This is a genomic window from Holdemania filiformis (assembly GCF_003459085.1).
In the GTDB taxonomy this organism is placed as follows: domain Bacteria; phylum Bacillota_I; class Bacilli_A; order Erysipelotrichales; family Erysipelotrichaceae; genus Holdemania; species Holdemania filiformis.
In genome coordinates this window covers 67,650-80,843 of the sequence record NZ_QRUP01000017.1, presented here as the reverse complement: position 1 = coordinate 80,843, position 13,194 = coordinate 67,650, and the positions used below count along the sequence as shown (strand labels likewise).

The following is a 13,194-nucleotide window of genomic DNA, read 5'->3' as shown; positions in this document are numbered from 1 at the left end:
TAATTCTGCATTTCTAAATTAACCACCATCTCCCTTCCCTGATCATCAAAGATTTCTACTAACAGATCAAAACGAATCCCTTTTTCGTCTTCGTTCGTTTTCACCGGTTCACTCTCCCGGATCTGCAGCCGGACAATCCGAATGCCGAGCAAGTCCGATAAAAACGCAATCAGGATTTTGTTGGACAATTGATCCTCTGAACCGAATGTGTAACGAAAGAGATCGTTACTCCGATAATCCAAAGCCGCTAAGACGGGATGCGTAGGAGCGAACACAAATCTGACTTTTTGAATTTCCTGTCTGGTTAAAGTTCTGAGCCGGTCGATTCTCTGCATAATAGGATACCTCCTATCATTAATATTGCGGAAAATCGAAAAAAGCCCCCTAAAATAATTAAAAAAACTAAAAAATACTTTCTTGAGTTAATTTTACATCATCATTATAACTCAAAAGAATTCTCCAATCAATCTGAAATGGTTATGACTCGGCTGAATCAAATTTGAAAATTCGTAAACGAAAAAAACTCTCGCTATTCAGGCTAAGCCTAATTCCTATATCAAAAAAAGCAGTCGTTGTGTCATAATCACAGACGACTGCTCCTCAGTATTAGAAATGAACTAGTTCAATATTCCGTAACTTCAACTCTTCTTTCAGTGTAGGATCGCAAAGTCCGGCCAGTTCCTGAACCCGCTCTAAACTATAAGAACTTTTTTGATATAGTTCTAAATCGCACCAGCCTGGATGAACCATAAACTCCAATTTTTCTGCGTCGGCATGTTCCTCTAACATTTCCACAAAATGCTCAGGCGTCGCTTGTTCACCATGATAGGAGCTCAGCCATAAGTATTCGCAATGACGCCGCATCGGAAGCTGATACTCTTTCGCCAAAGCCAACGTTACAGCCAAAATTTCCTCGGTATTATGTTCCTCGCCAATTCCGCCAACGCGCGTCATTGTCAATGTCTGTCCGTCGTAACAACCCTGATGGCAATCCAAGTGAGTCGGTCGGCGGCCGAACAATTCGATAAATTTTTCAATTTGGGCACGGAATTCAGCTTCCACCTCAGCGGGATCAACGTACACTTTATAAAACTGTATGTTTTTCAGGAAATCACCATGCTGATCCACTAACGTTTTCGCTTTTGTCAACGGCCTTCCGCAGGTCAACGTTAAATGAACCCCAGTTCCGAGTCCCGGAACCGATCGAAGCCGTTGAGCGGCTTGAGCAGCTTGATCCATATTGCACATCACGGTGGTTGATGTAACGATTCCCTTTTCATAACCCTCGATAATTCCTTCACTGACACCTCGTGTATATCCCATATCGTCAGCGTTGACAATGATTTTCATCTTATGGCACCAAAACGCCAAGGAAGGAACAGAGAATTGCCAGCGCCATAATCATCAGGATCAGACGCGAAGATTTCATGCCGATTTTACCTAAAACCCAATAGCATAAAGCGACTACCAGAACCGCGCCGAACTTCGGCATAATCGCATCAAATAATTTCGTCTGCAGATCAAATTCTGTACCCATGATAGTCAGCGTCCCAAAATTCACCTTTACCAAAGAAGCGACCATGGAGCCGACAACCATAATCCCCAAAACACTGGCAGCCTGCGTAATCTGATTTAGTTTTCCACTCAGAGTTGTAACCAGCTTAATGCCCTGGGTATAACCTAACTGCATCAAATAAGGACGCAATCCAAACATCACGAAGAACAGCCAGATTTCCCATAATATAATTCCAAAATAGCTGCCTTCCAAAGCGGTCGTCACTGCAATAGAGCCAAAGATTGTCGCTAAGACGCTGGTAAACAACGTATCTCCGATACCTGCAAACGGTCCCATTAAACTGGCTTTAATCCCCGCGACAGTCTCAAGACCTTCAGCCCCCATTTCTTCCTCAATCGCGATGTCCATCCCCAGAATAATATTGGTCAGGTTCGGTTCGCAGTTGAAGAACACGCTGTGCGTTTCAAAGGCTTTCTTCCGCCCTTCCGGATCATCTTGATAGAGCTTGTCAATAACCGGAAGCATCGTCGTCATGTAGCCGGCCGTCATCATTTTCTCATAATTCCAGGCTAACGACCGATTCCATGACCAGCGATAGGATAATCTGCGGATATCTTTTTTTGTAAACTGCTTACTCATCAATTTCACCTCCAGTATTGGATTTCCCGGTCTTCCCCGCCTGGTAATAAACGGCAATTGCGGCGGCCGCGCCGAACGTCGCCACAGCCAAGGTCGGCATTCCCGCCCATGCCGTTAACGCAAAACCCAGGATTAGAAAATGGAGATTGGAGCGGATTGGCAAATATTTTAATAAGATCGCAAAACCGACAGCCGGGAACATCCCCGCGGCGATGGACAAACCGGAACTGAGCCACGGCGGCATAATCGTATTCAGGGTATCGACAAAGGTTGGCCCTAAGCATAAAGCAACAAAGACAGGGATCATCCGCGATAAGGACCAGCTTAAAACACCCAAATGATTGCTGAAAGCGACTTGCCGGGAATTACCCTGAGCCGCGTATTTATCCGCACGGTGCTGGAAGAAAGTATTTAAGAAGCGGCCGAAAACATCAATCTGAACTGTCAGCGTTGCTACCGGAATACCAATCAAGGCAATCGTTGCCGGTACATCCGCAGCGGATGCGGACAAGGCGACAACGATAATCGCTGTAACCGGATAGTTAGGAATCGAAGCTCCGCCAAACATTCCTAAACCTAAGGCATAAGATTGAAGCGTGCCTCCGACAAGTAATCCCAATTCTGGTTTTCCAACCACAAGCCCTGTAAAAATTGCCGTCGGGATAATGCCGCTGGGCAGCAGGTTGAACGTCATCTGATCGACCTGAGAGAAGCCTGCCCACAGAGTGAGTAACAAAATCTGTAAGATTGTCATAAGTCTACCCCTTTCATTATGTGGAAAGTATCTTGTCGAAATACTGAACTGCCGCGGTCCTCCTTTCTACATTCTGATAACCGACTTGTATGATGAAGTGTTATTCATTCAGAAATGATTACCTTTCCTTACTTCATCGGGTTGTTATGATTTCATTATAAATAAAATTCACAGTTATGCAATACATATTTTTAAACTTGTATATATTTTTATTCCAATTTAAACAATCGTGGTATATAATTTAACCAACAACAAAGTAGTCAGGTGCTGATCACGAATCAGCGGAAAGGAGAATCGCTAATGGTCTTTATCAGCAGTCAACGTGTCTGGATCCACGAACAATTTATTCCCGCTACCTTAAAACTGGAAAATGGGAAAATTACCGAAATTCACAAAAGTATCCTGAAGAATTCCCAATCCTATGGACACGCCCGGATTATCCCAGGCTTGATCGACGTGCATACCCATGGCTATGCGGGCGGCGACGCCTCCGACGGAGATCCGGAAACCATTCGGATCTGGCAAAAGTATTTACCGCAGGAAGGTGTTACTTCTTTTTTACCGGGCACCGTGACGCGTTCGGAACCCCGGATTCTTCAGGCGCTTCAGGCTATCCGCTCCGTCATGGAAGAAAAAAATGAGAATGGCGCTCATATTCCTGGAATTTTCCTGCAAGGTCCCTACACTTCTCACGAATATCCCGGCGCTTATGATAAGTATTTAATTCAAAAGCCAGATATCGCGCAATTTGACCGTTTCATGGAAGCTTCCGGCGGGCATATCATCCGCGTTGGCATCGCTGTGGAAAAAGATGATCAGCATCAGCTTTTAAAGTACTGCGCCGCTTCCGGATTGGAAGTTGCGGTGGGCTTCTCCGGCGTCAGTTATGAGGAAATGATGCAGGCGGTTGAGGATGGCGCAACCTCTGTCGTTCATTGTTTCAACAGTATGAATCCACTTCATCACCGAAAGCCAGGACTGCCGGGAGCCGCGTTATCCTGTAACGATCTGTACTCTGAGGTTATCGCCGACGGCATTCACGTTCATCCTTCCGTTATCAATATTATCGGCAAGTGCAAAGGCAAAGATCGTCTGGTTGTCATTACCGATTCCTCCCGTTATAAAGGATTAAAACCCGGCTATTATGAATCGGTCGACCGCAAGGTGACAATTGGCGAAGATGGAGTCGGCCGGCTCCCTGACGGCCGGCTGGCGGGATCCTGTATAACGATGATCCAGTCTGTCCGTAATCTTCAAACCTTAGGACGCCTCGACGAAGTCTGTGCCATCAACGCAGCGACGATCAATCTGGCGCGCATGTTGAAGCTGGACGATCATTTAGGTTTGATTGAAACTGGATATCAGGCAGATCTTACGATTTATAATGATGACTATCAGATTCTTCAAACGTTTGTTTCCGGTATCCCGATGTTGAAACAGGAGAAAACACAATGACTGAGATCACGATGTATGATTATATTCTGGAAGAAAAAGATGTATTATTGAATATTCTTCAGAAACGAAAAACGATCACCCGTCCATTCTGTACTCTGCTCCAGGAAAAGAATGTTGATGAACTTGTTCTGTGCGGATCAGGAACCTCTTATCATGCGGCGTTGGCAGCCCGGCGAATTATGGAAAATCTGCTTCAAATCCGAGTTCGCGCTGAATTGCCTTCTTTATTCACAACCCAACAGAAAATCTATTCAAAAAATACGTTAGTACTGGGAATTTCCCAAGGTGGAAACAGTTACTCTACCGCGGATGCCCTGGAAAAAGCGAAGACGCATCAATGCATGACCGCCGGTTTAAGTGAAAATTCAAAAAGCTTGATTTTCCGATTATCCGACGTTCATCTGCTTATGGAATGCGGCGCGGAACTGAGCATTGCCAAAACCAAGGGATACACCGCCACCGTCCTCATTTTGTGGCTGCTCGGAATTGAAAGTGCTTTGTGTTTAAAACGAATCAGCGATTCAGAAGCTGAGGAGCTGATTCAACGGCTGAACACTGTAATTACTAATTATGACGCGATCATCCCTGCGGCGACTCGCTGGGTGGACGCAATGCAGGAAGAATTAATCGAAGGCCGGAGAATCCTGGTGTTAGGCTATGGCAATAACTATGCCAATGTGCTGGAAGGCTCGCTGAAAATGTTGGAAACTCTCCGTTTCGGTATCGTCGGTTATGAGCTGGAAGAATTCTGTCACGGTATCTACAATTCGATTCAAAATGATACCCGACTCATTTATCTTGCTAGTCCGGATCCCTATGAAAAAGACCGACTGATCAAAATCCATTCTGTGATCAAGGAAACGACCAATCATCAATATATCATCGGCGGGAAGCTTCCGCCTTCAATTGCGACAAGCAAAGATTGTTTATTACCGATGACTGACGATCCGGACTTCCATGTTTTAGAGTACATTCTGCCGCTGCAGATCATTTCATCGCGGATTCCCTACAAGCTGGGCATCAATCCTTTCCTTGCCGCGGATCCGCAGTTCCATAAAAAAGCGGGAAGCAAACTAGTTACTTCGTAATTCCATCTGAAGAAATACGAATTCCTGGATATTTATGGTAAAATGATTTCAGATAGAGAGTTGAGGAACACCATGGCAAAGAAACAGCTTCAATATCAGAAGATTGAAGAGTATATCATTAAACAAATCAAACACGGAAAAGTTCATCGCGGAGATAAGCTTCCTTCTGAAAACGAGCTGTGCGCGCAGTTTAACGTCAGCCGAATGACTGTGAATAAAGCGCTGACTCATCTTTCTGATCAGGAATACATCGAACGGATTCCAGGCAAGGGCAGCTTTGTACGCGGGCCGAGAATCGAACGGAAAATACCGGAAATGCTTTCCTTTTCCGAAGAACACCGGCGCGCTGGAATTAAAACAGAAGCTAAACTGCTTCAGTATTCCGTCATCTGCGCGAAAGAAGTTCCGGAAATCATGGAGAAGCTCGGGCTCAAAGAGAATGATTTTATCCATTATTTTATCAGACTGCGCTTAGGTGATGGAAAGCCGATGGCCGTCAGTTATAATTACATTTCTGTAGTCAAAGTGCCATATTTAGACATTACTTATCTGGAAAAGTCACTGTATCAGTATTTAGAAGAAAAATTGAATTTACAGCTGGCTTACAATGATACGACCATCAGCGTCGTCATGCCGAGCAAGGAAATCCAAAAGGCATTAGAGATGAGCGAGAAACGGGACGTCGTCCTCAGTACGCATATTTCGTATCTCACTGACAATACGCCGTTTGAATACACCGAAACTTATTACCACGCAGATCAATATTCATTCCGTTACCAATGTTATCGTCAGGAGAAATAAAAAATCGGGAACTTCTTCATTCCCGATTTTTTATGCCATCAATGAAAAGCGTGCAATTCAGAAAGGAAGTCCATCTTCCTCATCCACGCCGAATTTTTCAAAGTACAACGACCGGATCCAATCCTTCACTGGAAGCTTCCAGGATTGTGACGGCGCAGGAATATTTTTGATTAAGCTTTTCGGCGTCATCCCCAATTGTTTAGCCATCTCAATCTCTTTTACACTTAACCGGCAGCGGCGTTTAGCTTCTGTCCAGGCTGCCTGTTTCTGTTTTTCTTTCTGTCCCATCGTCAGTTCCGATAAATCTGACGCGCGTCGATCAGCTGCTTATTGAACTGGTAGTACACATGCCATGTTCCGTCCAGCCCTTCCGCGCTGACCGTCTGGATTAACGTTGCGACGTCCGGCGATTTCGGCTGGTTAAAAACCGCCACGCACATCCCCGGCTGCGTATCCGTCTGAACCGGATAAATCCGCACTTCCTCCTCCTTCGCCAGAATGAGGTCGAGATTATCATGCTTGTTTAACGTTGCCGTGACCATCAAGCGGTCCTGTTCCTGCGTTAACGTCAGTTTCGCAGCCAGTTCCTCCTCGATCGGCTGAGCTTCACTGAATTTCAGTTTGGACTCCAGATCGTCTTCCGTTTGATATGCCGTAACGCCCAGACTCCCCAATAACCTTCCGGATTCCAACGGTGTCATCGTCGTCTTGGAAACATCGATCATCTCAGCCCGGTAAATATTCGCCGGGATTTTAATCTCAAACTGTTCCTGATTCCCTTCGATCAGGGTCACATAGGCTTCCATCCGATCATAAGTCGTCAGTGATCCCGGCATGTTGTTAATCTTGCCGTCCAGCCAGGAGATTCCTCCTGAAGTCACCAGCCACTGGTCATTTCCCAGGAAATCAACGTCGCTGATATACGGAGAATAATAAGTATACCCCCGTTCTTTGCCATATTCCTTGACCTGCCGGATTGTCCTGGCCTCTAAATCGACTTCATAAACAACCAGGCGGGAATAATTATCTTCTGCCGCTACGGCGTTCTCTTCAGTCTTCGACCGGTACATCCCGTTATCAAACATCATGATATGCCGATCGTCCAACCAGGTCGCGGCATGCTGAGCCCACTGCCATTCGAAATTTTCACCCTCCGGCGTCAGGAAATATTTCTTCATTTCTTCCGGCCAGCCGTCCGGCGAACCAATGATGGCGATCAGTTCCTGTGTATCGTAGTCGATCACCGCCACAGCGTCCTGATGCCGTCCGGAAACCGTCAGCGTGTTCTGCGCCGGATTATAATCGACGCTGTTGTTGTGGAACCAATCCTTGGCCGTCCAGTTCAAGCTCTTTCCCTGATCCTGCGGCAGGATCGTTTTCAGATCAAAGGACTTCACGACAGCCCCCGTTTGCCGGTCCACCTCCACGATCACATCCTCCACGGTCGATCCGCTGAAGTCATCCGAGGCGATCAGGAAATTGCCGTTAGGCAGCTGATCTAGATCGTGATGATATCCGCCCGGCACACTGTATTCCGCGTTGATATGCCCCAGTAAATCCATCGTCAGAAATCCTGTCGTGTAGTAGGGACTGTCTAGCAGCCGGTTCGTACTCAGCGTGATCCGCCCGTCTTCCAGCAAATTCAAATCCCATAACATCATCACATTCAAAATCCAGCGGATTTCGCCCTGACTGTCATAACCCGTGGCATAGCCGGTACTGGACGGTGTTGTGAAGATCAGCTGATTCGGCTGCGGATTCTGATGCTCGATTGTAACTTCGGCCATAAACGCGTTTTCCGGCAGAGCCTGACCTTCAATCTCCAATTCTTTCACCATATCATCGACAATCAGCTGAACCGTGGTTTTCTGTTCCGGATACAATCCGATGATCGGCAAGCAATGCGAGGTTGACGGTTCATAAGTCCAGGTCAGGTCCGTCTGCGGCTGTTTGCCTTTGACAATGACCGTGACCGGTTCCGCGGTTTCAGTGTCGAATTGAATCAAAGCGCTCAGCGGACTTAACCCATACGGATTGACAATCACGACGGGATTGTCCAGCGTTCCGCCCGTTGCTTGGGCCGCGATCTGTTCAGTCTGTTTGTTCTGCGTTTCCAACAACGTTTCCTGATAAGCGACGGCTGTTTTTCCATCTTCGCTGAATGTCCGTTGTTCAACCGCGGATGTGCAGCCGGCACTCGCCAACAGGCCGCAGGCCAGGATGATCAATAATCTTTTTCGCATAATTCTCCTCCTTTTTGATAAATGTCTCAGGGAATGGGAATCTGATTTTCTTAACCCGAATCAAGTTTCAAATTGAATCCGCGGCCTTCCCGTCTGCCGGACGGTACGGACCGGCGCTGAAACTTTCCGGCCGACGCGCAAACTCTTAAACTCAGTTTATTGCAGGATACCGCGCTTTCCGGCATCGCCGCGGGTAAAGAAAACCTCTGAGTTTATGATACCACAACTCAGAGGGATTGTTTGTTCTTCGGAATACTTTTTTACTTCTTTGCCAACATGCTTTCGTTCCAGCCTTCCGGAACTTCCAGGCCCATCAGCTCGACGGCAGTCGCCGCGACATTGCTTAAACCGAAATCACCGTCTTTTAATTCAATGTCCGCCCCGCGGATGATGAATGGAACCGGATTGAGCGTATGCGAAGTTTTCGGTTTCGCCTTGTCTTCCGGATTCTTCTTCTTTTCTTCCATCTCGTCGGCATTGCCATGGTCGGCCGTAACGATCATGATCGCTCCCGCTTTATCGCAGGCATCCATCAGACGTTTCAGGCACAGATCGACGGTTTCCATACCGATGATCGTCGCTTCATAGTTGCCCGTATGCCCAACCATGTCGCCATTCGGATAGTTGACGCGGTAGAAGTCATAGTCTCCGGATTCAATCGCTTTGATCAGTTCGTCACTGATTTCCGCGCCCTTCATCCAAGGCCGCTGTTCGAAAGGAACGACGTCGGAAGGAATTTCAACCCAGGTTTCCAGCTTTTCATCAAATTTCTCAGAACGGTTGCCGTTCCAGAAATAAGTGACATGACCGAATTTCTGCGTTTCCGAGATCGCGTAGGAACGGATACCCTTCTTCACCAGATATTCGGATAACGTGTTGGTGATGTGCGGCGGCGTCACCAGGAATTTTTCCGGGATGTGCAGGTCGCCGTCATACTGAAGCATACCCGCGTAAACCACCTTCGGGAAGCGGACGCGGTCAAACGCGTCGAAGTTTGCCATTTCAAACGCCTTGGAGATTTCGATCGCGCGGTCGCCGCGGAAGTTAAACAGGATTACGCTGTCGCCGTCTTCGATTGTTCCCAGCGGCTGTCCGTTTTCAGCGATGACAAAGCCCGGCAGATCCTGATCGGAGCAGTGCAGCTCGTTGCGATAGGTTTCAATCGCTTCCTTCGTGGAAGCAAACTGACGGCCTTCGCCCAGGACATGGATATGCCAGCCCTTTTCCACCATATTCCAGTTGGCTTCGTAACGGTCCATCGTAATGACCATCCGACCGCCGCCGCTGGCGATCTTCGCATCAAAGGTGCTGTCGCTCAGCTCGGCCAACAGATTTTCAATTTCTTCAACATAGATCAGCGCTGAGGTTTCCGGAACATCGCGGCCGTCCAGCAGGACGTGCAGACGAACCCGTTCCACGCCTTCCTTTTTCGCTTCGCGGATCATCGCTTCCAGGTGCTTGATGTGGGAATGCACGTTGCCGTCCGACAACAGACCTAAGAAATGCAACGTGTGACCCTTGGCGTTGGCGATCAGTTCCTTCCAGGTATCCGAAGTATAGATCGCGCCGGTTTCAATCGACTCGTTGACCAGTTTTGCGCCCTGGCTGTAAATCTGGCCGCAGCCTAACGCATTATGACCGACTTCGGAGTTTCCCATATCGGCGTCGCTCGGCAGACCGACCGCGGTTCCGTGCGCTTTGATTTTCGTATTTGGGCAGGTTGCCATCAACGCGTCCAGATTCGGAGTGTAGGCATGCTTGACCGCATTGCCGTTGTCCTTATCGGTTAATCCGACGCCGTCCATGACAACAAGAACTAAAGGTTTTCTATTCATGATATATCCTCCTGTTTTCACATCAATAATATACCACGAAGCGGGCTTAAAAGCATTAAAATGTCTTGTGATTCTCTGGATTATTTCAACGATCCGAGTTACAGCTGAAAAGAAATTGATCAGGAAAAAGGTAAGACCCGGTTATTCCCCGGCGCCTTGCCAATAGCCCCATTTCTGATCCTGACAAAAGGCGAGCTTGTTCTCGCTTAACAAGCCGATCGCTTCGCAGACTTCCGATTCCCAGCGGCCGTCGCTTGTCCGCAGCGTCACTTCTTTTGCCTGCAGTCTTTGCCTGTCCACAGCCTGCGCCTGCTTGAACACATTTTTCTCGATCAAGGAAAGGCCCGGCGCTTCCGCAAGCGTCTGACCGCCGACCGTCAGCTTCACCGGCGTCACCCCATCGCTGATGCCCAGAAGACTGGAATCCTGATTTTCCCGCAGAATTCGCTCCGTTTCATCGGGTCTTGACAGCGTATGGGTCTGTTCGTTTTCTTCCCACTCGATGAACACCAGTCCGCCCTGTTCATCGGCTTCAAGCTGAAACGCATGATTTTCCTCTCTGATCACGTAACGGTAGAACACTTCTCCGCCGGCGTAATCCACGGTAAAATTCACAGCGCCCTCAAGCACCTTCATTGGGTTTCCTTCCAGATCATAGAGTAACAGGCGCGGATCAGCGCAGCAGCGGCAGATCGCCGGTCAGCTTGTTTACCCGCTTCTTCGGCCCATAAATACCGATGCCAAAGTACGTGATTTCTTCTTCGGTCACCGCGGCGGCCTTTTCAATGTATTCCGGATAGTTCTTGCAGCTTTGCGCGACGTCGGAGAAATCAACGACGATCAGGTCGGAGAACTCCGGCTGATACAACTGTTCCCGAATGGTTTTCAGCTTCTCCTTGGATACGCTGAGAATGGGAACCGGGATCGCGACGACACCCAGATGGGAATTTCCGCTTTGATCGACAACATCCTCGCCGACGATCTGCGGCGCCAGCTTGCCTAAGGTGACGCCTAAAATTCCGGCGGTGTTTGCGATTAAGCCCAAGGGCAATTCGGCGTTGATCACCATGACGCATTTTTCATTCGAGTGTTCCATATTGTTCTTTCTGCTCCTTTTCTTGATTGATATTCTGCGACAGCACCAGGCCGCCTAACGTTAAAGCCAGCCCCAGAATCACCTTCGGCGTCAGTGGTTCATGGAGAACCAGCGCGGAAGCGACCGCGGTAATCACAGGGACGATATAGATGGTAACGCTGGTCTTCACCGAGCCCAAAATCCCGACAGCCAGATTCCAGGTAACAAAGCACAGCGCGGAAGCCCCTAGTCCTAAAAAGACTAAATTGAACAGGATTTCCGGCCGCAGGATCGTCGGAAGTGAAACTGAGAATTGCGTGAACGTCAGCGGAAGCATGAAGAGTAAGCCATAAAAAAAGGTTCTCCGCGTCGCTAAGAGCACGTTATAGCCCAGCTCGGAAATCCGCCGGCTTAGCAGACAATAGACTGCCCAGATCATCGCGGCCAGCACAGCCAACCCGTCGCCTGCGGGGTGAATCTCAACCGCTTCCTGATTGAAGCTGATCAGCATAATTCCTGCCATAGCGATCAGAAACCCTGCGAAAAAGCGCAGACCCGGCCGTTTCTCTTTCAGGAAAACCGCGCTGAACAGGACGGTAAAGAAAGGGGCGATGGAGATGATTACCCCGACGTTCGACGCCCGGGTTGCGCTCAGCGCCAAATTTTCAAATCCATAATATAAGGTAACGCCGCACAGTCCGGCCAATGCGAATAAGCCTTCCTGCCGCCGGTCGGTCAACCGCAGCCTTCGTGGAGCGGTCAGCCACAAAGCCAGATAGCCCAGGCTAAACCGCAGAAACAGAATTTCCACCGGAGACAGCGTATCCAACAGAACCTTGGTGGAAATGAACGTCGTCCCCCAGATCAGAATCGTGACCAGCGCCGCGGCCTGGCCGATTCGCTGCCGGTCGTTATTCATGATCCGGATCCATGCTTTCCTGCGGCTTAGTAAAAATCCGCTGGTACTGCTTCGGCGTCAGACCAATGAAGTCTTTAAAGTAATTGGTGAAATGACTCTGATCCGCGAAGCCGGTCATGGCCGCCGCTTCAATCGGCGCCATTCCCTGTTCCAGCAGCTTCTTGGCCCGATCGATCCGGATCGTCTGTAAATAGCGGTAAGGCGACACGCCGATCTGCTGGGTAAAACAGCGCAGCAGATATGACTTGCCAAACCCGGCCCGCCCGGCCAACTCTTCGAGTGTGATATTCTCCGCGTAATGGTCCTCAATATATTGACACAACGCCTGAATCTGCGGGTTGGGCTGCGGAGCGGGACATTGATCAAAATCTACCGCATATTCCTGGAGCACCTGTTCGATCAAAAAATAAAAAGCTTCGGCTTTTTTCAGCTTCGGCGCCCCGCTTAAGATCGCGTCGTACACATCTGCGATCAAGGATGCGATTTCGCTTTGCGGCACGACGTTCTGCGTAAACCGCGGCAGCTGATCCCGCCCGGTAATTTCCCTGACGGCTTTGCGCATAACATCCGGGTTGATATTTACCGCCCGGTAATCCAGAATCTCACCGTTGATCGGCGCGCAATAGTGATTATCCCGCGGATTGAATAAAATCAGATCCCCGGCGCTCACGTCATATTCCTCGCCCCGGCACCACAGATGCCGTTTTCCCCCTTCGATAAAACCCAGGACATAAAATTCATGAAAATGGTTTGGAAACTTCTGAACAATCCCACCCAGATTGTACGCTTCAATTTCCAAATCGCGGTCATAGTAAACATGCCGCTGTTCCTGTGTCGATGGCATGGACTCCCCCCCTTTTTCTTCTGGT

14 protein-coding genes are annotated in these 13,194 nt (G+C 48.6%); 3 read left to right on the top strand and 11 right to left on the bottom strand.

The genetic code is table 11. The features are described 5' to 3' along the window. From DWY25_RS13075 to DWY25_RS13060, 4 genes are all read right to left on the bottom strand, one after another. The coding region (locus tag DWY25_RS13075) for a PD-(D/E)XK nuclease family transposase (protein WP_147336692.1) at nucleotides 1–335 on the bottom strand (335 nt) is incomplete at its 3' end. Between the two features lie 271 nt (nucleotides 336–606). Then, entirely contained in the window at nucleotides 607–1,350 is a 744-nt protein-coding gene (locus DWY25_RS13070; protein WP_117895600.1) for a carbohydrate deacetylase, read from the bottom strand. Nucleotide 1,351: 1 nt separating this feature from the next. Further along, complete coding sequence (locus DWY25_RS13065; protein WP_117895599.1) at nucleotides 1,352–2,155, bottom strand: PTS system mannose/fructose/sorbose family transporter subunit IID; 804 nt, start codon at nucleotides 2,153–2,155, stop codon at nucleotides 1,352–1,354. Beyond that, on the bottom strand, nucleotides 2,148–2,909 hold the full coding sequence (locus DWY25_RS13060; RefSeq protein ID WP_117895598.1) for a PTS mannose/fructose/sorbose/N-acetylgalactosamine transporter subunit IIC: 762 nt from the start codon (nucleotides 2,907–2,909) through the stop codon (nucleotides 2,148–2,150). The genes DWY25_RS13065 and DWY25_RS13060 overlap by 8 nt, the downstream gene beginning before the upstream one ends. Nucleotides 2,910–3,209: 300 nt before the next feature. Here DWY25_RS13060 and nagA point away from each other — a divergent pair, with 300 nt between their 5' ends. From nagA to DWY25_RS13045, 3 genes are all read left to right on the top strand, one after another. Then, nucleotides 3,210–4,364 carry an N-acetylglucosamine-6-phosphate deacetylase gene (gene nagA, locus DWY25_RS13055; protein ID WP_117895597.1) on the top strand — a complete coding sequence of 385 codons (1,155 nt, stop codon included), beginning with the start codon at nucleotides 3,210–3,212 and terminating at the stop codon, nucleotides 4,362–4,364. Further along, on the top strand, nucleotides 4,361–5,452 hold the full coding sequence (locus DWY25_RS13050; protein WP_117895596.1) for an SIS domain-containing protein: 1,092 nt from the start codon (nucleotides 4,361–4,363) through the stop codon (nucleotides 5,450–5,452). The genes nagA and DWY25_RS13050 overlap by 4 nt, the downstream gene beginning before the upstream one ends. A 72-nt stretch (nucleotides 5,453–5,524) precedes the next feature. Further along, complete coding sequence (locus DWY25_RS13045; protein ID WP_039863778.1) at nucleotides 5,525–6,253, top strand: GntR family transcriptional regulator; 729 nt, start codon at nucleotides 5,525–5,527, stop codon at nucleotides 6,251–6,253. A gap of 57 nt (nucleotides 6,254–6,310) precedes the next feature. Here the strand turns inward: DWY25_RS13045 and DWY25_RS13040 are convergent, their stop codons facing one another. The 7 genes from DWY25_RS13040 to DWY25_RS13010 form a co-directional block, all read right to left on the bottom strand. Next, entirely contained in the window at nucleotides 6,311–6,541 is a 231-nt protein-coding gene (locus tag DWY25_RS13040; protein ID WP_117895594.1) for a hypothetical protein, read from the bottom strand. Between the two features lie 2 nt (nucleotides 6,542–6,543). Continuing rightward, nucleotides 6,544–8,496, bottom strand: coding sequence for an aryl-sulfate sulfotransferase (locus tag DWY25_RS13035; RefSeq protein WP_117895593.1), 1,953 nt, complete (start codon nucleotides 8,494–8,496; stop codon nucleotides 6,544–6,546). A gap of 260 nt (nucleotides 8,497–8,756) precedes the next feature. Continuing rightward, on the bottom strand, nucleotides 8,757–10,331 hold the full coding sequence (gene gpmI, locus DWY25_RS13030; RefSeq protein ID WP_117895592.1) for a 2,3-bisphosphoglycerate-independent phosphoglycerate mutase: 1,575 nt from the start codon (nucleotides 10,329–10,331) through the stop codon (nucleotides 8,757–8,759). Between the two features lie 141 nt (nucleotides 10,332–10,472). Further along, on the bottom strand, nucleotides 10,473–10,967 hold the full coding sequence (locus tag DWY25_RS13025; protein WP_117895591.1) for a hypothetical protein: 495 nt from the start codon (nucleotides 10,965–10,967) through the stop codon (nucleotides 10,473–10,475). Between the two features lie 37 nt (nucleotides 10,968–11,004). Next, the gene (locus tag DWY25_RS13020) at nucleotides 11,005–11,427 is read right to left on the bottom strand and encodes a DUF2000 domain-containing protein (RefSeq protein ID WP_006057845.1); all 423 of its coding nucleotides are present in this window, start codon (nucleotides 11,425–11,427) and stop codon (nucleotides 11,005–11,007) included. Continuing rightward, nucleotides 11,411–12,325, bottom strand: coding sequence for a DMT family transporter (locus DWY25_RS13015; RefSeq protein WP_117895590.1), 915 nt, complete (start codon nucleotides 12,323–12,325; stop codon nucleotides 11,411–11,413). Before DWY25_RS13015 ends, DWY25_RS13020 begins: the two co-directional genes overlap by 17 nt. Beyond that, on the bottom strand, nucleotides 12,318–13,169 hold the full coding sequence (locus DWY25_RS13010; RefSeq protein ID WP_117895589.1) for an AraC family ligand binding domain-containing protein: 852 nt from the start codon (nucleotides 13,167–13,169) through the stop codon (nucleotides 12,318–12,320). Before DWY25_RS13010 ends, DWY25_RS13015 begins: the two co-directional genes overlap by 8 nt. Between the last annotated feature and the right edge of the window lie 25 nt (nucleotides 13,170–13,194).